The 21,119-nt window shown below is 70.4% G+C and carries 22 protein-coding genes; 15 read left to right on the top strand and 7 right to left on the bottom strand.

Annotation, left to right across the window (positions count from 1 at the left end):
* Nucleotides 1–62: 62 nt before the first annotated feature.
* Nucleotides 63–1,391: an NYN domain-containing protein gene (locus KHA85_RS13495; RefSeq protein WP_213186187.1), complete on the bottom strand. Its 1,329-nt coding sequence runs from the start codon at nucleotides 1,389–1,391 to the stop codon at nucleotides 63–65.
* Between the two features lie 101 nt (nucleotides 1,392–1,492).
* Between KHA85_RS13495 and KHA85_RS13490 the strand changes: the two genes are divergently transcribed.
* Nucleotides 1,493–2,353, top strand: coding sequence for a mycofactocin-coupled SDR family oxidoreductase (locus tag KHA85_RS13490; RefSeq protein WP_213186186.1), 861 nt, complete (start codon nucleotides 1,493–1,495; stop codon nucleotides 2,351–2,353).
* A gap of 93 nt (nucleotides 2,354–2,446) precedes the next feature.
* On the opposite strand, the gene KHA85_RS18330 is transcribed toward KHA85_RS13490, so the two are convergent.
* Nucleotides 2,447–2,581, bottom strand: coding sequence for a hypothetical protein (locus KHA85_RS18330; protein ID WP_272875162.1), 135 nt, complete (start codon nucleotides 2,579–2,581; stop codon nucleotides 2,447–2,449).
* A gap of 302 nt (nucleotides 2,582–2,883) precedes the next feature.
* On the opposite strand from KHA85_RS18330, the gene KHA85_RS13485 reads away from it, so the two are divergent.
* The gene (locus KHA85_RS13485; RefSeq protein ID WP_213186185.1) at nucleotides 2,884–4,125 is read left to right on the top strand and encodes a fatty acid desaturase family protein; all 1,242 of its coding nucleotides are present in this window, start codon (nucleotides 2,884–2,886) and stop codon (nucleotides 4,123–4,125) included.
* Between the two features lie 190 nt (nucleotides 4,126–4,315).
* Entirely contained in the window at nucleotides 4,316–4,915 is a 600-nt protein-coding gene (locus KHA85_RS13480; protein WP_063972365.1) for a TetR/AcrR family transcriptional regulator, read from the top strand.
* Between the two features lie 64 nt (nucleotides 4,916–4,979).
* On the opposite strand, the gene KHA85_RS13475 is transcribed toward KHA85_RS13480, so the two are convergent.
* Genes KHA85_RS13475 through KHA85_RS13465 form a run of 3 tightly spaced genes read right to left on the bottom strand, consistent with a single transcriptional unit; the run spans nucleotide 4,980 to nucleotide 9,346 of the window.
* Nucleotides 4,980–7,553, bottom strand: coding sequence for an ABC transporter permease (locus KHA85_RS13475; protein WP_213186184.1), 2,574 nt, complete (start codon nucleotides 7,551–7,553; stop codon nucleotides 4,980–4,982).
* Complete coding sequence (locus KHA85_RS13470; protein ID WP_213186183.1) at nucleotides 7,553–8,320, bottom strand: ABC transporter ATP-binding protein; 768 nt, start codon at nucleotides 8,318–8,320, stop codon at nucleotides 7,553–7,555. The genes KHA85_RS13475 and KHA85_RS13470 overlap by 1 nt, the downstream gene beginning before the upstream one ends.
* Nucleotides 8,321–8,347: 27 nt before the next feature.
* A complete protein-coding gene (locus tag KHA85_RS13465) occupies nucleotides 8,348–9,346 on the bottom strand; it encodes a pseudouridine synthase (RefSeq protein ID WP_213186182.1) in 999 nt (332 codons plus the stop codon).
* A gap of 258 nt (nucleotides 9,347–9,604) precedes the next feature.
* On the opposite strand from KHA85_RS13465, the gene KHA85_RS13460 reads away from it, so the two are divergent.
* The 5 genes from KHA85_RS13460 (at nucleotide 9,605) to KHA85_RS13440 (ending at nucleotide 12,243) form a co-directional block, all read left to right on the top strand.
* Nucleotides 9,605–10,501 (top strand): universal stress protein, encoded by an 897-nt coding sequence (locus KHA85_RS13460; protein ID WP_063972361.1) that lies wholly within the window; start codon nucleotides 9,605–9,607, stop codon nucleotides 10,499–10,501.
* A complete protein-coding gene (locus KHA85_RS13455; protein WP_213186181.1) occupies nucleotides 10,498–10,788 on the top strand; it encodes a GNAT family N-acetyltransferase in 291 nt (96 codons plus the stop codon). The genes KHA85_RS13460 and KHA85_RS13455 overlap by 4 nt, the downstream gene beginning before the upstream one ends.
* 138 nt (nucleotides 10,789–10,926) lie before the next feature.
* Entirely contained in the window at nucleotides 10,927–11,205 is a 279-nt protein-coding gene (locus KHA85_RS13450) for a GlsB/YeaQ/YmgE family stress response membrane protein (protein WP_213186180.1), read from the top strand.
* Nucleotides 11,206–11,326: 121 nt separating this feature from the next.
* Nucleotides 11,327–11,584: an antitoxin gene (locus KHA85_RS13445; RefSeq protein WP_213186179.1), complete on the top strand. Its 258-nt coding sequence runs from the start codon at nucleotides 11,327–11,329 to the stop codon at nucleotides 11,582–11,584.
* Between the two features lie 56 nt (nucleotides 11,585–11,640).
* A complete protein-coding gene (locus KHA85_RS13440; protein ID WP_061229239.1) occupies nucleotides 11,641–12,243 on the top strand; it encodes a TetR/AcrR family transcriptional regulator in 603 nt (200 codons plus the stop codon).
* A gap of 62 nt (nucleotides 12,244–12,305) precedes the next feature.
* On the opposite strand, the gene KHA85_RS13435 is transcribed toward KHA85_RS13440, so the two are convergent.
* On the bottom strand, nucleotides 12,306–12,869 hold the full coding sequence (locus tag KHA85_RS13435) for a DUF2020 domain-containing protein (RefSeq protein WP_236885687.1): 564 nt from the start codon (nucleotides 12,867–12,869) through the stop codon (nucleotides 12,306–12,308).
* A gap of 74 nt (nucleotides 12,870–12,943) precedes the next feature.
* Between KHA85_RS13435 and KHA85_RS13430 the strand changes: the two genes are divergently transcribed.
* Nucleotides 12,944–13,567 (top strand): TetR family transcriptional regulator, encoded by a 624-nt coding sequence (locus KHA85_RS13430; RefSeq protein ID WP_213186178.1) that lies wholly within the window; start codon nucleotides 12,944–12,946, stop codon nucleotides 13,565–13,567.
* A gap of 52 nt (nucleotides 13,568–13,619) precedes the next feature.
* On the opposite strand, the gene KHA85_RS13425 is transcribed toward KHA85_RS13430, so the two are convergent.
* A complete protein-coding gene (locus KHA85_RS13425; protein WP_213186177.1) occupies nucleotides 13,620–14,201 on the bottom strand; it encodes a DUF1990 family protein in 582 nt (193 codons plus the stop codon).
* A 98-nt stretch (nucleotides 14,202–14,299) separates the two neighbouring features.
* On the opposite strand from KHA85_RS13425, the gene KHA85_RS13420 reads away from it, so the two are divergent.
* From KHA85_RS13420 to KHA85_RS13395, 6 genes are all read left to right on the top strand, one after another.
* Nucleotides 14,300–15,247, top strand: coding sequence for a hypothetical protein (locus tag KHA85_RS13420; RefSeq protein ID WP_213186176.1), 948 nt, complete (start codon nucleotides 14,300–14,302; stop codon nucleotides 15,245–15,247).
* A gap of 588 nt (nucleotides 15,248–15,835) precedes the next feature.
* A complete protein-coding gene (locus tag KHA85_RS13415; protein WP_070721050.1) occupies nucleotides 15,836–16,759 on the top strand; it encodes a L,D-transpeptidase in 924 nt (307 codons plus the stop codon).
* Nucleotides 16,760–16,883: 124 nt separating this feature from the next.
* The gene (locus tag KHA85_RS13410; protein ID WP_213186175.1) at nucleotides 16,884–17,825 is read left to right on the top strand and encodes a L,D-transpeptidase; all 942 of its coding nucleotides are present in this window, start codon (nucleotides 16,884–16,886) and stop codon (nucleotides 17,823–17,825) included.
* 228 nt (nucleotides 17,826–18,053) lie between these two features.
* Nucleotides 18,054–18,929, top strand: coding sequence for a carbohydrate ABC transporter permease (locus KHA85_RS13405; protein WP_043565650.1), 876 nt, complete (start codon nucleotides 18,054–18,056; stop codon nucleotides 18,927–18,929).
* Nucleotides 18,926–19,765, top strand: a complete 840-nt coding sequence (locus KHA85_RS13400; RefSeq protein WP_131886654.1) for a carbohydrate ABC transporter permease — start codon at nucleotides 18,926–18,928, stop codon at nucleotides 19,763–19,765. The genes KHA85_RS13405 and KHA85_RS13400 overlap by 4 nt, the downstream gene beginning before the upstream one ends.
* Before the next feature lie 60 nt (nucleotides 19,766–19,825).
* Nucleotides 19,826–21,119: ABC transporter substrate-binding protein (locus KHA85_RS13395; protein ID WP_213186174.1), on the top strand; the 1,294-nt coding region annotated here is incomplete at its 3' end.

Here is a 21,119-nt window from a genome sequence, read left to right as displayed (position 1 = left end):
ACCCACAACCGGCCACCCCACCACCGACACCGACCCACCGCCCTTCTAGACGGCGCCGGCCGTCAGCGGTGCTTGAGAAGAACGGCGCGGATCCCCTCGTGGAATCCGTCGCGCAAGCGGACGCGCTGCGCCTCGGTCAGAGTGAACTCATTGAGCATCTGGCAGGCGAACTGCAGCAGCGGACGGTCGATCGCCGGGGGAAGCACCCCACCGGACAGCAGGTGGGCCTCGTCGCGCTGCTGCTCGGTCGCGGCCTGCTCGTACCACCAGGTGGCGTACTGCTGACCCACGTCGAAGGGGGTCTGCTCACCGGAGGAGGTCCACACCTCCTCGGGCAGCGGCACGAACTTGGACCGCAGCGGGCGACGGTGAGGAGCCATCATTGACGGGTTAGGCCTCGAGGACCCGTTCGCCGGCCCACCCGCGGCCGAGGACTTCTGGACCGACCCGGCGTGATCGGCGGGCGAAGGCGGAGTCTGCGGCGTCGGGCCCGGCTTGGGGGCCAGGTCCGCAGGCGTGACCACGGTCGACTCCTCCGGCTGCGGGGCAGGCGTCGCGGCCCCCTCCCCGGGCGGCCCGGCCTGCGCCTCCGGACCGTCGTCTTCACTCTCGATCCGGGCGGCGCATTCCTGCTCGTCGGCGGCCAGTTCCTCGGCGTCGGCGGCGAACTCCTCGTCAGCGATCGTCAGCCGGGTCTCGTCGGCGACGGAGGTCGCGGCGGCGCGGTCGGCCCGCAGGTCCACCTCCATCAGGTCCACCGACTCGTGGGTGTCCGGGTCATGCCCGTCTTCGCCCGGATGGGCGGGCGTGGCCGCCGGCGTGCGCACCTTGGGCGGTATCGGCCCCTCGAGGACACGGATCTGCATGGCGTCATGGAAGTCGGTGCGGGGGTCGAGGACCGTCGTCGTGTCGCAGGCGTGACGCAGCGCCGACGAGATGGAGTCCCAGCCGAACCCCACCAGATGCATTCGTACGCCGGCGTCCACGGCCACCCGGACTCCCGGGATCATGTCGGCGTCGCCGGTGACCAGCACCATGTCCGAGCAATGCCCCTTGTACGCGGCCTGGATCATGTCCGCGACGAGCAGGGTGTCGACGGCCTTCTGGGTTCGGCGTTCACCCCACTCGATCAGCTGACCGGCGCGCAATTGGACACCTTCGATAACGCGCAGGGTGCGTTGATACCGGTGCGGACCGGAGTCCGGGATGCCGTCGTACCAGTTCTGCCGCTGTACGGGCTGGTCCACGAGGCTATGGGCGACCTGGTCTAAACGGTGCACGACCGTGGCGAGTGATATCTCCAGCTGACCTCGCGCACCCTCCTCCCAGGAGTTGTAGAAACTTGCCAGTAGATAGGACGTATCCACTAGGACGAGTGTCCGTTCAAGCATGATGACCACTACCTGTTCTGTCTGTTTACGTTGACTTCAAGCATGCCGCAGGTCGGCTGGCCCCGCAGGGTCCGCCGCCGTTCACCGTCAGAAGCTTCACCATGTCGCACCCCGCCACCACTTCAACCGATCTGACCGGAAGGGTCGTGCTGGTGACCGGCGCAGCCCGAGGCCAGGGACGAGCCCACTGCGAGGCCTTCGCCGCCGCGGGCTGTGACGTCATCGCGCTGGACCTGTGCCGAGACATCGATACGGTCCCCTACCCCATGGCCGAGCCGGCGGACCTCGAGGCCACCGCCGAGGCGGTACGGGCGCTGGGGAGGCGCTGCGTCACGGGCATCGTCGACGTCCGCGACCTACCGGGGATGCAGGAGGCCGTCGACGCCGGGGTCGCCGAGCTGGGCGGGCTCGACTTCGTGGTGGCCAACGCCGGCGTCTCGCCGCAGCCCACCGCCACCTGGGAGCGGCCCGAGGAGGAGTGGGACAGCACCATGGACATCAACCTCAAGGGCACCTGGATCACCACCAAGGTGGCGATCCCCCACATCCTCGCCACCGGCCGCGGCGGCTCGGTGGTGCTCATCAGCTCGATGGTGGGCCTGCGCGGCGGCTCGTTCACCGGGAGCTACGCCACATCGAAGTGGGCCGTCCGCGGCCTCGCCAAGGCGCTCGCCGGGGAACTGGGCTTCTCCAACGTCCGCTGCAACTCCATCCACCCGGGCAACGTCCGTACTCCGATGATCGAGAACCCGTCGATGATCGAGATTATGTCGGGAGGCAAGGGCACGACGCTCGAGGACACCGCGGAGACCTTCAGCAGCATGACCCAGATGCCCCGGCCGTGGGTCGAGCCGTCCGCGATCGCGTCCATGGCCCTCTACCTGTGCAGCGACATGGGCGCCGGCATCACGGACGCCTCGATCCCCGTCGACCTGGGCGGCAGCGAGAAGTTCGACCTCTGAGCCCGATCGATCCCGGAACACGACAAAGGCCCGCCCCTCGACCGGAGGGGCGGGCCTTCGTGTGCGGCCGGGCACGGCACCCGGCCCGGCGAATCAGGCCGCTTCGGGCGCCGGAGCCGTCGGACGCGGCACGCTGACGGTCGAGCCGGTGGCGGTCCACACCAGGGACCAGAAAATGTCGATGACCGGCTGGATGGCCCGCAGGAAGATGTCGTTGGCGTTGCTCATGGTGTGTCTCCTCGGTTCTCGTGCTGGTGCGTACTGGGTCGTACCGCGGTAGGCGCTGTCGTATCCGTGACCCCTACGCGACGACTTCTATGTCGTCGCGAACCCAACCGACGTTACACAACCGTGACATCAACTGGGATATCGTCGTCTCCCCTCGCGGGCCAGGGCGTTACCGAGGCTCACTAAGCGATCGGAGACGCCGCAGATAACGGGTCACCGAGACCAGTGCAACCGACCTCACTTCTGTGACCGACGCAACCAAACGTACCTACGCGACCGTAAGTTACGGTACCGTAGCTTCCATGGCAATCACCGACATCCCTGAGTTCGCGCATCTCACCGAGGACGACGTCGAGGCACTCGGCGCCGAGCTCGAGCAGATCCGTCAGGACATCATCGGTTCCCTGGGCGAGCGGGACGCCGCCTACATCCACAACACGATCCGCTTCCAGCGCGGCCTCGAGGTCGCGGCGCGCGCGTTGCTCCTCGTGGGCTCGCGCAACCGTACCGCCTGGGCGGTCGGCGCGGGAGCGCTCGGCGTCGCCAAGATCGTCGAGAACATGGAGCTCGGGCACAACATCATGCACGGGCAGTGGGACTGGATGAACGACCCGGAGATCCACTCCACCACCTGGGAGTGGGACATCGTCGGCACGTCGGAGCACTGGAAGCAGACCCACAACTACCTGCACCACAAGTTCACGAACATCGTGGGCATGGACGACGACGTGGGGTTCGGCCTGCTGCGCGTGACCCGCGACCAGCGCTGGAGCCCGTTCTTCTACGGCAACCTCGCCTACAACGCGGCCCTGGCGCTGCTGTTCCAGTGGGGTGTGGGCATCCAGCACCTCGAGCTCGGCAAGGTCGCCATGGGACGCGACGACCGCGGGGAGACCAAGCGCAAGCTCAAGCTCTTCGCCAAGAAGGCGTCCGGTCAGCTCCTCAAGGACTACGTGCTCTACCCGGCACTGTCCGGTAAGGGTTGGAAGTCCACCGCCACCGCCAACCTGCTGGCCAACGGCATCCGCAACGTGTGGACCAACGCGGTGATCTTCTGCGGTCACTTCCCCGACGGGGCGGAGAAGTTCACCAAGAAGAACGTGCAGGAGGAGACGCAGGCCGAGTGGTACCTGCGGCAGATGCTCGGCTCGGCCAACATCACCGGCGGTCCGATCATGGACTTCATGTCCGGCAACCTCTCGTACCAGATCGAGCACCACATCTACCCGGACATGCCGTCCAACCGCCTGTCCGAGGCGTCGCTGCGCGTGCGCGCCGTGTGCGACAAGTACGACTTGCCGTACGTGGCCGGCCCACTGCCGGTGCAGTACGCCAAGACCTGGCGCACCATCGCCAAGCTGTCGCTCCCCAACCACATGCTGCGCGCCACGGCTGACGATGCGCCGGAGACCCATTCCGAGCGGATGTTCGAGGACCTGCCCACGCCGCTGCCCGCCCCGGAGGGCAAGCGGGCGGGCCTGAAGACCGCGCTGAAGCACCACCGCGCGCGCCGGCGGGCGCGCAAGGTCGTCGCCGTGGCCTGACGAGGCCCGCGACCCAGTCACGACCGGCAACGCCCCGGCACCGCGATCCGGTGCCGGGGCGTCGCTGATTTCGGCGCCCTGCGGTGTGGGTCGGCTATAGGCTTGCCCAGGAGTCAGCGGGACGGTTATGCGTACCGGCGCTACAGCGGTCGAGCCGGTCACCGGAGACACAACGACGACGGGAGCCCCCATGGAGGACCGGCGGATGCTCATCGCCGATTCCGCGATCGAGGTCGTGGCGAGGGACGGTGTCCGTGCCCTCACCCACCGCGCCGTGGACTCGGAGGCGGGACTCCCCTCCGGCTCCACCTCCTACTACTGCCGTACCCGCGCCCAACTGCTCACACTGACCGTCGACCGGCTCACCTCACTGCTGCGGGGGTTCGTCGAGGTCTCGGGCATCCAGGAACTCGCGTCGTCGAACGCCGACGAGGTGCTGTCGACACTCACGCGCATGGTGGACGGCTTATTGGAGGACTACCGCGGTGAACTCGCGGCCCGGTCGGCGCTCATCGTCGAACTGGCCGGCAAGGCCGACACCACCGACCTCGTGGCCTCCCTCCTCGACCCCAGCGACCTGGTGGGCGCGCTCGACGCCGCCGGGCTACGCGATCCCGCCACCGCCGCCCTCGACCTGCTCACGGTGTACGAGGGCCTGCTGTGGGAGCGCACGGTCGGACGCCTGGCGGGCGCCGAGGTCGACGCGAAGCACGACGCCGAACTGCTGGGCGCGGTGCTCGCCCGCCACGAGCACCGCGGCCCGCGCAACCTGTTCGGCCTGCGGCGCTAGCAGGCCGCGCCACCGGCAGCCCCGCGACAGGCAGCCCCGCCACCGGCAGCCCCGCCAGCGCCCGTCAGTCGGCGATCGCCTCCAGCGGCCCCGTCTTGGCCGCCCGGTGTGCGGGCCACAGCGACGCGAGCACGCCGACCACGGCCGAGGACGCCAGCACCACGACGATGCTGCCCCACGGGATGGTCGTCTCGGTCAGGCCGCTGTCGGCGAGCACGGTGACGAACGCCCAGCCCAGGTACACGCCCACCGCCGCGCCGATCAGCGCGCCGAACACGGCGATCTGCGTCGACTCGAGGTTGATGGTGCGGCGGATCTGCGAGCGCTGCATGCCCACGGCGCGCAGCATCCCGATCTCGGTGCGGCGTTCGATCACCGACAGCGCGAGGGTGTTGACGATGCCCAGGACAGCGATCACCAGTGCCAGCCCCAGCAGGGCGTAGACGATCGAGAGCAGCTGGTCGATGCCGCCGGTCTGGGCGTCGATGTACTGCTGCTTGCTCTGCACCATCGCGATGGGGATGTCGGTGAGTTCGTCGGTGACGGCCGTGAGCACCTCGTCGCTGCCGACGCCGTCTGCCGCCGAGGCCAACATGATGAACGTCGAGCGCAGGTTCTCCGGCACCAGACGCTCGTAGACGTCCATACCGGTGTAGAACGGCCCGAGGATCTGGGAGTCCTCGTACACGCCGGTCACCCGCAGGGTCGACTCGGTGCCGTCGGGCCCGACCAGGGGGACGCTCGCGCCGACGGTCCAGCCGCGGTCGCGGGCGACGGTGCGGGACACGACGAGCGAGTCGGGCCCGGGCACGAGCGAGCCGTCGACCATGGTCGCGTCGATCATCTCCTCGAGCGGCCCGCCGGCGGCGGCCAGCGCCTGTGGCTCGCCGGCCAGCTTCGCGAAGGAGAACGCCAGCCACGCCACGTCGCCGACCTCGTCGACAGAGGAGACCCGGTCCTGGATGCCCCCGGGTAGCGGGGTCGGCGGCCCCTGGGAGGCGACGCCCTGGATCACGAGTTCGGCGTTGATGTCCTGGTCGATGACGCCGGAGACGCTCTCCTTGGTGGTCGCGCCGAGCGTGCCGAACGCGGCGACGAGCGTGAGCCCCAGGGTGAGGGCGAAGGCGGTCGCGGCAGTGCGGCGGGTGTTGCGTCCCGCGTTGGTGGCGGCGAGCTTGCCGACAGCGCCGAAGGGCGCGCCGATGACGCGGCCGATGCCGCCGGCGATGGGCTTGGCCAGCGCGGGCATGACGAGGAAGCTGCCCACGATCAGGGCGGCGGCGCCGACGCCGACGGTGATCGCCCCGTCGCGGGTCGTGTCGTGCCACGTACCGATCAGCGCCAACGCCAGTCCGCTGACCACGGCGAGGACGCCGACGTAGGTGCGCCACGCGCCGCCGGCCTCGGTGGAGACCGAGCCGACGCGCATGCCCTGCACGGGGGCGACGCGTCCGGCGCGCCGGGCGGGGGCCCAGGCGGAGAACACGGTGACGACGAAGCCCAGCACCAGCGGGGTGATGACCGACATCGGCGCGAGCGAGAGGGCGCCGGACGGGATGCCCAGATCGAGGGCCTCGAGCACCAGGAAGATGAGCTGCGCGAGCCCGAAGCCCGCCACCACGCCGATCGCGGAGCCGACGAGCCCGGTGACGGCGGCCTCGGCCATGACGGAGCGGGTGAGCTGGCCGCGGGACGCACCGATCGCGCGCAGCAGGGCCAGTTCGCGCAGCCGCTGCGCGACGAGCATGGAGAAGGTGTTGTAGATGATGAACGTGCCCACGAGCAGGGCGATCAGCCCGAACGCGACGAAGAAGTAGTTGACGAAGTCGAGGATGGTCGACAACTGCTCAGAGAGCCGCTCACGGACCTCGTCGCCGGTGCTGACGGTGTAGTCGGGGAACTCGGCGGCGATGGTATCGCGGACCTGCTCCTGGCTCACGCCCGGCTCGGCGCGGACGGAGACGTCGGAGGCGTTCTCACCGTCGGTGAACAGCGCGCGGGCGCGCTCCTCGGAGAACCCGACGCCCACGTACCCGCCGATGTCGGTGTCGCTGGCGTAGGAGCCGACGATCCGCACGTCGAGCATGCCCTGGCCGGTGGTGTACACCTGCGCGGTGTCACCGATGGCCAGCCCGGCGCTCTCGAGGACGGTGGTGGGCAGGACGACCTCGTCGTCGGCTGCGGGGGCGCGGCCGTCGACGATCCAGCTGTTGTCGCCGACCGAATGGGCGGGGTCGACCCAGGCCAGGCCCTCCGAGGGCGCGCCGCCGGACTGATACGGCGTGCCGTCGGCGTTGAACAGCACCACGGTGCCGGAGACGCCGGGCGTGGCCGCCTCGACGCCGGGCAGTTCCAGGACCCGTTCGGCCACCTCGAACGGGACGCCGGCGCCGCGCGGGTCCTCGGGCTCGATCATGGCGGATAGGTCCGCGGTGCCCTGTTCGAGCAGGCCGTCGAAGGTGCTCTTGAGGGTCGAGGTGAACACCAGCGAGCCGGTGACGAACGCGGTGCCCAGCACCACGGCCAGCACCGACAGGACCAGTCGGAGTTTGTGCGCGGCGATGTTGCGCAGGGAGACGCGCAGCATGGGCCGCGAGTGGCGGGGCGCGTGTCGCGCCTCGTGCTTTCCGCCGGCCATCACCGCTCCTCGAGGGCGCCCATGGCCGAGAGGATCTCGTCGGCGGTGGGGCGCTCGAGCTCGCGGACCACGCGGCCGTCGGCGAGCAGCAGGACGCGGTCGGCGTAGGTGGCGGCGCGGGGGTCGTGGGTGACGATCACGACGGTCTGGCCGAAGTCGTCGGCGGCGCTGCGCAGGATCGACAGCACCTCGGCGGAGGAGGTCGAGTCGAGGTTGCCGGTCGGCTCGTCGCCGAACAGGATGTCGGGGCGGCCGACGAGGGCGCGGGCGCACGCGACGCGCTGCTGCTGCCCGCCTGAGAGCTCGGACGGGCGGTGCGAGAGCCGGTCGGCGATCCCCAGCCGCCCGATCACCTCGTCGAACCAGGCGCGGTCGATGGTGTGGCCGGCGATGTCCTGCGGCAGGGTGATGTTCTCCTCGGCCGTGAGCGTGGGCACGAGGTTGAAGCACTGGAAGACGAAGCCGATCCGGTCGCGGCGCAGCGCGGTGAGGTCCTTGTCGCCGAGCCCGACGATCTCGGTGTCGCCGATGCGCACGGAGCCGGAGGTCGGCCGGTCGAGGCCGGCCATGCAGTGCATGAGGGTGGACTTCCCGGAGCCCGAGGGACCCATGATGGCGGTGAACCGGCCGCGTTCGAAGGTCGCGCTGACGTGGTCGAGGGCGCGGACCTCGGTCTCCCCCTCCCCGTACGTCATGACGAGGTCGGTGGCGACGGCGGCGGCGTCCGCCGCGCCCTCCCGGTGGTGGGTCTCGGCCTGGGTGGTCATGTGCTCCCTCGGATCATGGTGGTCGACCTACAGCTTGCAGGAGTTCGGAGCCGGGGCCGATCGGGGATTGCCCGGGTTTCTACCCTGATCCTGCCCGCCGGGCCAGGCGTCGAGGGTGCGTCTGCTGGCGAAGTGGCGCGGCTGCCCGGTGACGGGGTCGGTGAAGGCGATCTCGGAGGCGAGGAGCTGCAGGGGGCGGGTGAAGTCGCCGGGGGCCACGTCGAGGACGTGCGGGTAGAGGTCGTCGCCGAGGATCGGGGTGTCGAGCGCGTTCATGTGGACGCGCAGCTGGTGGGTCCGGCCGGTGGTCGGTTCGAGGCGGTAGAGGCCCAGCCTGTCGGGTCCGGATCCGCGGGTGTCGAGCAGGGTGATGCGAGTGTGGGCGTCGGGTTCGCCGGCGACCTCGGCGGCCTGGAGGACGCCGCGGGTCTTGAGGATGCGGCTGGAGCGCTCGCGCACGGTCGCGACACCGTCGGGGGCGGGGGCCACCGCCAGGTAGGTCTTGGTGACGCGGCGGGCGGCGAAGAGGTCCTGGTAGGCGCCGCGGTGGGCGGGGTCGGCGGTGAACACGAGGACGCCGGCGGTGAGCCTGTCGAGGCGGTGGGCGGGCGCGAGGTCGTCGAGCCCGAGGTCGCGCCTGAGGCGCACCAACGCGGTCTCGGTGACGTGTCCGGCGCGGGGGGTGGTGGCGAGGAAGTGGGGTTTGTCGACGACGACGAGGTGGTCGTCCCGGTGGAGGACCTCGATCTGATGCGGCACGGGGATCTCCGGGTCCGGCGTCCGGTACATCCACACGTCCATCCCCCGGTGCCGCCGGGTGGCCGGGGTGACGGCCGCCCCGTCGGCGGTGACGACCTGCCCGGACTCGAAGGCCGCGTCGAGCTCGGCGAGCCGGTCGGGGAAGCGGCGGCGCAGTTCCTCGACGATGCTGCGGGGTCCCTGTCCGGGGTCGGCGAGGCGGATCCGCACCGGGTCGACGCCGTCGCGCAGCGGGAGCGGACGAGCGCGTCGCCTGGAACCGGACATGTCCCTCAGCTTAGTCGGTGGGCTACACTCACTCGCGCAACATCTGTCTCTTGCATCACATGCACCACTAGTCCCTCGGGAGCGCTCATGATCGACGCCGTCGTCGACTTCTTCCTCTTCGGCCCCGGTCGCGCCGTCCTCCCGGCGTTCCAGGGCAGCTTCAACCTGGCCTACCCCCCGAACGCTCCGTTCCCTGACGAGTTCTGAACCACGCGCAGATCTGTTATCAACTGTCGAGAACGGCGGTAGTCTCAGGACATGAGCTCCCTCGAGAACACCGTCGTCGTCGGCGTCGACGGCTCCGCCGCCTCCACCGGCGCGGTCGCCTACGCCGCCAACACCGCCGCCGCCCGGCGCGTCCCGCTCAGGCTCGTGACCACGTACACGATGCCGGCGGCGATGTTCGCCGAGGGGATGATCCCGCCGCAGCCCGTCTACGACGAGCTGGAGCGCGAGTGCCACCCGATCATCGAGCAGGCGCGGGCCACCGCGGAGAAGGTCGCGCCCGGCGTCGAGGTGTCGCACGCGATCGTCGAGGGCAACCCGGCGCAGGTGCTCATCGACTACTCGCGCAAGTCCAAGATGATCGTCCTGGGCTCCCGCGGGCTGGGCGGCATCAAGGGCATGGTCCTCGGGTCCGTCTCGGCGGCCGTCGCCAGCCACGCGTTCTGCCCGGTCGTCGTCACCCGTGAGGACACGGACGACCTCGACCGCACCGGCCCGGTGGTCGTGGGCATCGACGGCTCCGAGGTCAGCGCCAAGGCCACCGAGTGGGCGTTCGCGGAGGCCTCCGCGCGCAACACCCCGCTCGTCGCGGTGCATACCTGGATGGACCCGCAGGTCCAGGCCGCGGCCGCCGGCATCTCGCTCACCGAGGACGACTGGAAGCAGCTCGAGGACCAGCAACTACAGACACTGTCCGAGCGGCTGGCGGGATTCTCGGACCGCTACCCCGATGTCGAGGTGCAGCGGTACGTGACCCGCGATCGCGCGGTCCGGGCACTGGTCGAGCAGTCGGAGAACGCCCAGCTCGTCGTCGTCGGATCCCACGGGCGCGGCGGCTTCGCGGGCATGGTCCTCGGCTCCACCTCCCGGGCGCTGCTGCAGGCGGCGCCCTGCCCGGTCATGGTCGTGCGTCCGGAGTCGCACTCATGAGCGGCTCGGAGGATGTTCAGGTTCGGCGCGACCACGCCGCGGGGCGGTTCGAGATCCTCGTGGACGGCGTCGTGGCGGGCCAGGCCGAGTACAGCGACGGCCCGGACGGCGTCCGCGAGTTCCCGCACACGGTCGTCGCGTCCGAGTTCGGCGGCCGTGGCCTGGCCGGACGCCTGGTCGCCGAGGCCCTGCGGGTGACCCGCGAGGAGGGCCTGCGCGTGCGCCCGTCCTGCTCGTTCGTCGCGCGGTACATCGAGAAAAACCCCGACTCGGCGGAGGTTGCCTGAGGGACACGGGCCGGTAACGAGTGAGCGACGTTTGATCACCGGGAGCCTCCGACCGGAAGCGTTCGTGTCTCTGCCGTGTTCTCCTGAGTGAGCGGCCCGTCCCGGGCCGAGAACCACTCTCGGGAAAGGACAACCACAATGCTGTGGAGCATCATCTCCTGGATCATCGTCGGTGGCCTCGCAGGTTGGATCGCGTCCATGATCATGGGCAGGAACGCTCAGATGGGATTCGTCGCCAACGTTCTCACCGGCGTCATCGGCGCCTTCGTCGTGGGCCTCATCGTCTCGCTCGTCTCCGAGGGCGGTGGAATGCCCGAGGCCTTCTCGATCTGGGGCTTCGTCGCCGCGATCATCGGCGCCTGCCTCCTGATCTGGATCGTCTCCGCGATCCGTGGTCGCGGGCGTTCCCGGGTCTGACACCCCTCGCACGAGGACTATCCGGACGGCCCGGCTCCCCCGTGGGGCCGGGCCGTCCGCGCACAATCACCACCCTCTTCGCACCACACCCTCTTCGCACCAGCACCGGAAGGAGCACGAGATGGGACTGTTCGACAAGGCCAGGGACTTCGCGCGGAAGAATCCCGACAAGGTGGAGGCCGCCCTCGACAAGGCCGGAGACGCGTTCGACCAGCGCACCGGCGGCAAGCACGCCGCGCGCACCGACAGCGTCCAGCAGAAGGCCGGTGAGTTCCTCACCGGGCGGACGGCCGACGCCCCCGACGTGCCCGACGCGCCGGACGGCACGCCGACCCCCGACCCGGACACGTCGCAGCACAGCCGCGGGCCGGGAGACTGACCGACGCCCGCCCGGCCGAGGTGGTATCGGCTATCACTGCCGATAGTCTGTTACCCGTGACGAGAACACGGTCGACCAAGCCCGGACCGCGGGAGCGGCTCCTGGCGACGGCGACCCGTCTGTTCTCGACCGACGGGATCCGGGCGGTGGGTATCGACCGGATCCTGCGCGAGGCCGGGGTCGCCAAGGCCAGTCTCTACAACACCTACGGGTCCAAGGACGAGCTCGTCGTGGCGTATCTGCGGTCGGTCGCCGAGCGAGACCGCGAGCTGTGGCGCCGCCGCGCCGACCTCGCCCCGGACGCCCGGGGACGCATCCTCGCACTGTTCGACATCGTGCGCGAGCAGGTGGAACCGGCGATGCCCGGGTCCTGCCACCTCGCGGCCGCGATCGAGTTCCCGAGCCCCGCGACCGACGGCGAGCGGGCGATCCGCGCGGCCGTGGCCGATCAGCGGACGTGGGTGGCCCAGACCCTGCGCGACGAGCTCGCCGCGATGGGGCTGGAGGACCCGGACAACATCGCCGACCTCGCCGACCGGCTGGCGTTGCTTCACGACGGCTCGGTCACCGCCGCGATGCTCGGCGAGGTCCGGACCACGGCCATGACCGCCCGCAGCATGGCCGAACTCATCCTGGGGATGATCACCGAGACCGCCTGAGCCCGGCGCCCCGCGCCCCGCGCCTCCTACCGCGCGCCCCGCGCCTCGCGCCCCGCCGAGCCTCAGTCCTCGAGCCGCGGCCCGATGAGCTCGACGACGCCCCGCACCGCCTCGGGGTCCTCGCCGGTCGACTGCACGGCGAGGACGCGGTCGTCCCCGGACACGACGGCCAGGGCCCCGGCCGGCCCGACCGTGAGGCCGCCGCTCCATCCGCCCCCGACCTCCACCGGCTCGGACTCGCCCGGCGGCGCCGACTCCGCGACGAGTTCCACCGCGCGCTCGGGCGACGCCACCTCGTACACGGTGGTCGTCAGATGCACGGCACCGTCGGCGTCGTAGAAGAAGCAGGCCGCGGGGTCCACGCCGTCGTCGATCCGGACGTCCGCGGCGGGCGCACCGGTCGCCGTCGAGACCTCGTCGGCGGACAGGTACGGGCAGTCGGCCTCCGAGACCGGTTCGACCGGAGGCAGTTCCGGCTCGACCGTCTCGGGCGGGGCGGTCCGAATGGTGCCCATCTCCGCGGCCGGCTCCGAGGAATCGCTGCACCCGGCGAGGACACCGAGCAGGAGCACGGAGGCCGCGCCCAGGGTGACTGTGTCGAGGACCATACCAGCGGATTTGCGCATACGGCCAGGATAGAGGCCGGACCACTCAGTAGAGTCGGCGGCAGCAGGCCGGTCGCAGGAACGGGAGGTGTGCCATGGGTGGCTCGGCGGGCGCAGCCTCCGGCGCCGACCGCACCGAGGACCGACGGCGCGAGCTCCGGTCGGTGATCTCCGCCGCGACGGTCGACCTGGTGATCGAGCGCGGACTCGACGCGGTGACGGTCGACGAGATCGCCAGAGCCGCCAACGTGTCGAGGCGGACGTTCTTCAACTACTTCCCCTCCAAGGCCGCCGCGTGCATCCCGGACACTCCCCCGGCCGGACGCGAGGCCGTGCAGGAGTTCCTCTCCGACCGCAGTGTGCCCACCATGACGGCGCTGGCCCGCCTCATGTGGCACCAGGTGTCCAACGCGCGGCGACGCAGTGGGGCGTTCGACCGGTTCCACGACATGTGGCGACGCGAACCGGGGGTCCGGACGCAGGTCCACGAGATCCTCGCGATCACGGAGAAGGAGCTCGCACAGCTGGTGGCGCGCCGCGAGGGTCGGGCGCCGGACTCCGTCGAGGCGGCGACCGTGGCCGCGGCGTCGATCGCGATCCTGCGGGTCGCCGTTGAGCGGTGGCGGACGGACGAGTCCGGGTCGTTGCTCGAGCACCGCATCCGCGAGGCGTTCGAGGCGGTCGCCGACTCCGTGGCGGCCCCGGACGCCCCGGGCTGAGGCGGGCGCCGCGCCAGGGCGGTGCGGGTTTCGCCGCGCCGGCCGCGCGAGGTTACGCCCCGTCCGGGCGGGGCGAACCGAGCGTGCGGAGCAGCCGGTCGGCCATGCGGTCGTAGGCGCGCGCCTCGCGCGCGGTGGCGCCGGGCAGCACGTAGGACGTCCGGGGTCGCCACACCGTGCGGACGGTGGCCGTGACCGCGGACGTGTCGGGGTCGAGGTCGAGGTGGCAGCGGTGCTCGGCCACCGCGGTGTTGCCCTCGAGGGTGCCGACGACGAGGCCCTGCCGCAGCGATTCGTCGATCCGGTCGACGAGTCTGCAGGGTCCCCGCATGGGCCCGTCCAGGATGACCACGTCCACCGACGAGTCCCGATCGGTCGGGGTGATGCGTAGTCCCGACCGTCGGTGGGCGGACAGCGACATCAGATCGTCGGCGAGCGCGTCGAACACGGCGACGCCCTGACCGAGCCCCGCGGTGGCGACGGCCTCCCGCCAGCCTTCGGGCGCGCAGCCGTGCGCGGGCAGGGCCGAGCGCTGGTACCCGAGCGCGGGCCCCGGAAGCGACGCCGGGGGCGGGTCCAGGGGAGGGCCTTGGCGACGATCGCCCTCGGGGACGGCACCGGATATCGACTCCACTCCCGCAGTGTCGCCGGGTCAGGTGAGCGGACGGCGCACGCGCGATGAACGGCGGACGTCGGGGGACCGTCCTGTGGGCCGCACCGTAGGATCGGATCATGCGATCCCAGCGACTCCGACCGGCGCACGGTCGTCGTCTCGCCCGCGGATCCACCGTCCTCGCGGCGATCGCCGTCGTCGCCGCTGCCGCTGGGTGCACGGCCGGCCCCGACGCGGGCGATTCCGGCCCTCCGCGGTTGACGCCGAACCCACGACACGACATCGCGGCCGCGATGGTCGAGGGCCGGCCCGCACCCGACGAGCGGCTCAACGCCTGCGAACTGCTGGACCTGACCACCGAGGAGGTCATCCAGCTCACCCGCGCGGACATGCCGGAGGTCGACCCCACCGGCTCCGGCGACCTCGGCCTACTGTGCACCTACGGCGGTCCGGGCTCGCCCGAGCGGCTCGAGGCCGAGCGCTCGGCCGCCGCAGCGACCGTCACCGGGACCGCCGGCGCCGAGACCACCGTCACCGGGGCGGACGGGGTCGAGACCACCGTCACCGCCACGGAGGACACGGAGACGACCGAGGCCGAGGATGAGACCGGGGCCGGGGCCGGGGCCGGGGCCGAGCAGACAACGTCCGCGGCGGTGACCACCTCGCCGACCGCGCCGGCGTTCGACCCCGGGATCGTCCCCGACACGTTCGCCGCCGGCGTCGTCACGCCGCGCGCCGGGGCGGAGGCGGCCCTCGCCGGGCAGGCCACGCTCCTCGGGGTGCGCTACGCCTGCTCCGAGGTGCGCGGGAGCGACGCCGCGGCGATCCAGGACGCGGCGCCGGCGGCCCCCGGGGCGCCCGCGCCCGTCCGACCGGACCTGGCCACGGCCTACATCGACTGCGTGGCGGCGCCGACCGGCGGCGGAGTCGAGGTGCACACGATCCTGGTGTCCGGCGACGAGCTGTGGCACATCACCCTGCTCAAGCCGGAGACCCCGCGGTCGCCCGACGCCGAGGCGTCAGCGCTGAGCGGACTCCACCGGGTGGCGCAGCGCATACTCGCCTGACAGCCGGCGACACCGCCTGCGGATCCCTATCGGCACAGACGGGAACGGCGCCGGAGCCCCTCAGCATCCGACGCCGTTCCTCTATCCGGCGGATCGAGCACGATCCGGCCTTCCTCGCTGCCTTACACGGCTGCGGGTGGCACCCCCCAGGTGCCCCGGTCTCACGACCGGCCCCTCTGAAGTGTGAAGTCGCAGCCCCTCAGCAACCACTTCACCCTCGCCACCGACCCCTCAGGCGGTGACTGCGTCGACCATATGTTGCATCCGAGAACACATCAACCCCATGAACAGGTGTTCTGTCGCTGACTTACGGTCAATAACGGCTCGCGGCGTGCCTACCAGCGCTTCTTCGATCCCCGTTACCAACGAACGTTGGGACGGTTGCGCGTCATGGGTCCGCGAGTCGCGCCCGCGGGTCCGCGGCGGCCCGGGACGCCCTGCGCCCCACGGGATGTACAGGCGGGACGAGGCGAGGGTATTGTTGCTCCTGTTACTGATGTGGCGCATGGGACTAACCGCTCCGGCCCGCCCGTGCGCCCGCGTCGCCCCGCCCCGCCGCCTCATCGCGGCGCCGCACCGAGGAGACCGATGTCGCGCCGACCCCGGATCATCGCCCCGCTTCTGGCCACGGCAGGCCTCGTCGTCGTCGGCCTCTCCCCCGCCGCCTCCGCGCAGTCACTCGCCGGCTACACCGGATCCACCGGATCGGTCGGCGCGTTCGGCTCCGAATCCGCCCCAGTCCCCACGCCCCCGCTGCCCGGCGTGTCCGGGGTCCTCACGATCCCCGTCCCCGCACAGGCGCGCGCCGCCGCCGAGGTCGGCGTCGCCTCCGTCTACCCCACCCCGGGCGAGACGGTCGGCGTCGCACAGCCGGTGATGATCCACTTCGACGGCCCCGTCACCGACCGCGCCCGCGCCGAGGCCTCCGTGGCGATCCGGACCGCCCCCGCGGTCGGCGGCAAGTTCTACTGGGTGAGCGACACCGAACTGCGCTGGCGCCCGCACGAGTTCTGGCCGGCCCACACCTCCGTCACCGTGTGGGCGGGCGGACGCGAGCACGCCTTCCGCACCGGCGACGCGATCGTCTCCACCTACGACGACAACACCCACCTCGTCACCGTCACCCGGAACGGCGAGGTCATCCGCACCATGCGCGCCTCCGCCGGCCGCGACGCCTTCCCCACCCACAACGGGATCTACTACAACGGCTGGCGCGACCGCCAGGTACGCATGGACTCCTCCACCTGGGGACTGGCGATGGACGCCGGCGGTTACGACACGACCGTCGAGAACGGCGTGCGACTCAGCTACGACGGCATCTTCATCCACTCCGCACCGTGGTCGGTCGCCGACCAGGGCGTCCGGAACGTCTCCCACGGGTGCATCAACGTCAGCCCCGAGGACGCGGCCTGGTACTACGACAACACCGGCAACGGCGACCCGTTCATCGTGGTGAACGGCCCCGGCCGGCAGTTCGGTGCCTTCGACGGACAGGGCGACTGGAACTACTGACCTCGGGGCTCCCGGGGGCGCGGGACGGACCCCCGGGAAACACTTCGGTTGTGGCACACGACATCTCCTTGTAGAAGTCTGAGCGAGACCGAAGAAGAACCCCGTCCGTCCCCAGGAGCCCCTCATGACCCGACACCCCCGCTCCTCGGCAGCCGCCGCGATCCTCGCCGCGGTCGCCCTCGTCCTGGGCGTCCCGGCTGCCACCGGGGCCGCCCCCGCCGCGCAGGCCCAGTCCGTCATGCCGCTGAGCCCGCCCGGCGTCCCCCAGCTCGAGAACGCCCCGCTGCCGACCCCCGTCATCCCGGGTGTGCCCGCGATGCCGGTACTGACCTACCCGGTCGTCGGGCCGGCGCGGCCCGCCCCCGAGTACGGCGACGTCAACGTTTTCCCGACCCCCAACGAGGTCGTGGGCGTCGCGCAGCCGGTCATGTTCTTCTTCGACCGACCCATCACCGACCGCGCCCGCGCCGAGGCGACCATCGGCATCCGCACCGAGCCGCCGGTAGCGGGCAAGTTCTACTGGGTGAGCGACCGGGAGGTGCGCTGGCGCCCCCACCAGTTCTGGCCCGTCAACACCTCCGTCACCGTGTGGGCCGGCGGCAAGCGTCAGCAGTCCTTCCGCACCGGCGACGCCGTGATCGCCGAGTTCGACGACCGCACCAAGCTCGTCACCGTCACCCGCAACGGCCAGCACGTCCGCACCATGCGCGCCTCCGCCGGCCGCCCGGGCTGGGACACCTACAACGGCATCTACTACACCGGCCAGCGCGGGCGGCAGGTCCGCATGAACTCCGAGACGTTCGGGCTACGGATCGAGGAGGGCGGCTACAACTCGATCGTCAACGACGCCGTCCGGCTCAGCTACGACGGCATCTACATCCACTCAGCCCCGTGGTCCGTGGCCGACCAGGGCGTTCGCAACGTCTCCCACGGCTGCATCAACGTCAGCCCCGAGGACGCCCGCTGGTACTACGACACCACCCGCAACGGCGACCCGTTCATCGTCAAGAACGGCCCCGGCCGGCCCTTCGGCGCCTTCGACGGTCAGGGCGACTGGAACTACTGACACCACCGCCCAAGGGGGGCGCGCTGCGAGAAGCAGCGCGCCCCCCGCGTTTTTCAACATCTGTACTGTTTCGACCTCGCCAGGCCACCAGTCGTCTATCGTCCGGACAAAGTCCGTTCACCCTCGACGACGAGGCTTCCCACCGTGCAGATACCGTCCTCCCCGGCCGCCGGAGACCCGGTGGCCGACACCCGGCCCGAGCGCAGGGCGCGGCCCCGACGCGCGCGCCTGGCCGGGCCCCTCGGCGAGAAGGTCCTGTTCCTCGCACTGGTACTGCCCAACCTCGCCCTGCTCGGGGTGTTCGTCTACCGACCGCTGATCGACAACATCCGGCTCAGCTTCTTCGACTGGAACATCTCCTCCCCCACGTCCACCTTCATCGGATGGTCCAACTACATCGAGTGGTGGAACCGTGCCGACAGCTGGGAGGTCGTGCAGAACACCGTCATCTTCACCGTCGCGGCGGTCGTGGGGTCGATGATCCTGGGCCTCGCGTTGGCACTGCTCCTGGACCAGCAGCTGGTGGGCCGTGGGATCGTCCGCTCGGCGGTGTTCGCCCCGTTCGTCATCGCCGGCGCCGCCATCGGCGTGGCCTTCCAGTTCATCTTCGACCCCCGGTTCGGGATGATCTCGGCGCTGCTGACGATGGTCGGGCTGCCGGTGCCGAACTTCTATCAGGACCCGGACTGGGCCCTGTTCATGGTCACCGTGACCTACATCTGGAAGAACCTCGGCTACAGCTTCGTCATCTACCTCGCCGCCCTCCAGGCCAAGCCCGCCGAACTCTACGAGGCCGCCGAGATGGACGGCGCCGGACGCTGGGCGACGTTCCGCTCGGTCACCCTGCCGCTGCTGCGCCCCACCACGTTCTTCCTGTCGATCACCGTCATGCTCAACTCGCTGCAGGTGTTCGACATCATCTACGTGATGACCCGCGGTGGGCCGCAGGGCAACGGCACCACCACGATGGTGTTCCAGGTGTATCAGGAGACGTTCCAGAACTTCCGCGCCGGCTACGGCGCCACGGTCGCGACCATCATGTTCCTGGTCCTGCTCGTCATCACCGCCATCCAGGTCCGCGTGATGGACAGGAGGACGACATGAACCCGATCGCCGGCCGGTCGCGGGCCTTCAGGATCGCCGGGTACCTGGCCATGATCCTGGTGCTCGCCACCATCGCGCTGCCCCTGTACTGGGTGCTCGTCACCTCGTTCAAGACGCCCGACATGGTCTACATCCAGCCGCCCGCCTGGTGGCCGGACCCCGTCACCGCGGACCCCTACTCGCGGGTCGTGGAACAGGTGCCGTTCCTGCGCTACTTCACCAACTCGCTCGTCATCACGGGCGCACTGGTCACCGCCAAGCTCGTCCTGGGCATCCTCAGCGCCTACGCGTTCGTCTATCTGCGCTTCCCCGGCCGCGGCCTCGTGTTCATGCTCGTCCTGGCCGCGCTCATGGTGCCCAACCAGATCACCGTGATCTCCAACTACGCGCTCATCTCCCAGCTGGGCTGGATCAACACGTTCCAGGGCATCATCTTCCCGCTCGCCGGCGTCGCTTTCGGTACCTTCCTCATGCGCAACCATTTCCTCACGCTGCCCTTCGAGATCATCGAGGCCGCGCGCATGGACGGCTGCGGCCACATGAAACTGCTGCTGCGGGTTCTACTGCCCATGAGCTGGCCCACCGTGGTGGCGTTCGCCCTCATCACGATCGTCAACGAGTGGAACGAGTACCTCTGGCCGTTCCTCGTGGCCTCGGACGAGACCGTCGCACCGCTGCAGGTCGGGCTCGCACGCCTCATCTCCACCGACGCCTACATCGACTGGCCGATGGTCATGGCCGCCACGATCCTCACCATCACCCCGATCCTCATCGTGTTCCTGCTCCTGCAACGGCACATGATCAAGGGCCTCACCTCCGGCGCGGTCAAGGGCTGACCGCGCCGCCCGTCCAGTCCACCCTCTGTCAGGTTCGACCTCGAGAAAGGCATCATCGCCATGAATCCCCTGAACCGCAGGCTATTCCTGGGTCTCCTCGGCGCCACCGCCGCCACCGTCACCGTCGCCGGCTGCGCCGGGACAGGCGGCGACGACACCTCCGGCGACGCGAGCGGCGGCGGCGGTGGCGGAGGTGACGCGGGCACCATCACCTTCTGGTCGAACCACCCCGGCGACTCCAAAGCCGTCGAAGAAGAGCTCATCGCCAACTTCAGCCAGGAGAACCCCGACCTCACCGTCAACCTCGTCGACGGCGGCAAGAACTACGAAGAGGTCGCCCAGAAGCTCAACGCGGCCCTCACCGGCAACGACGTCCCGGACGTCGTCGTGGTCTCCGACGTCACCTGGTTCAACTTCGCGCTCAACGACCAGCTGACCCCTCTGGACGACCTGTTCGCCGAGGCCGGCGTGGACACCAGCAGCTACGTCGACGCGCTCATCGGTGACTACGAGCTCGAGGGCAGGACCTACGGCCTGCCCTTCGCCCGCTCGACCCCGCTGTTCTACTACAACAAGCAGGTCTGGGACCGGGCCGGCCTGCCCGACCGCGGCCCCGAGAGCTGGGACGAATTCCTCGACTGGGCCCCACGGATCCAGGAGGCGATCGACGAGGGCAAGCACGCGATCGCCATGTACGACGGCTCCAACTACCTCGACTGGACCATGCAGAACATGGTGTGGGACGAGGGCGGCGCGTTCTCCCGCGACTGGGAGGCCACCTTCACCGACCCCGCCACCATCGCCGGAGTCGAGAAGCTCAAGCGGATCAACGACGAGGGCTTCCTCGTGGTCTCCGCCGACTCCATCACCGAGTTCGGGTCCGGGTTGGCCGCGTGCGCCATGGCCTCGACCGGCTCCCTGCGGACCGCCATCGAGAACGCCCAGTTCGACTTCGGAACCGCCTTCCTGCCCGGCGCCCGCGCCAACTCCTCCTGCCCCACCGGCGGCGCCGGCCTCGCCATCCCCGCCAAGATCTCCGACGAGCGCAAGATCAACGCGCTCAAGTTCATCGACTCCATCACCTCCACGCAGAGCACCGCGATCTTCGCGCAGGCCACCGGCTACATGCCGGTCCGCAAGAACGCCCGCGAAGCCGAGGAGATCCGGGACTATCTGGCCGAGACCCCGCAGGCCGGAACCGCGATCGACCAGCTCGAGTTCACGCGCCCGCAGGACAACGCGCGTGTATTCGTGCCCAACGGTGGCGCCCGGATCGGCGGCGGACTCGACAAGGTCCTCGCCGGCCAGGACGAGGAACTCGCCGTCGGCGATGTCGATGTCGAGCGAGTCGACG

It is taken from the genome of Dietzia massiliensis (assembly GCF_018390595.1).
In the GTDB taxonomy this organism is placed as follows: Bacteria; Actinomycetota; Actinomycetes; order Mycobacteriales; family Mycobacteriaceae; genus Dietzia; species Dietzia massiliensis.
The sequence above is the reverse complement of the archived record's forward strand: the minus strand, read 5'-3'. Positions and strand labels throughout refer to the sequence as shown.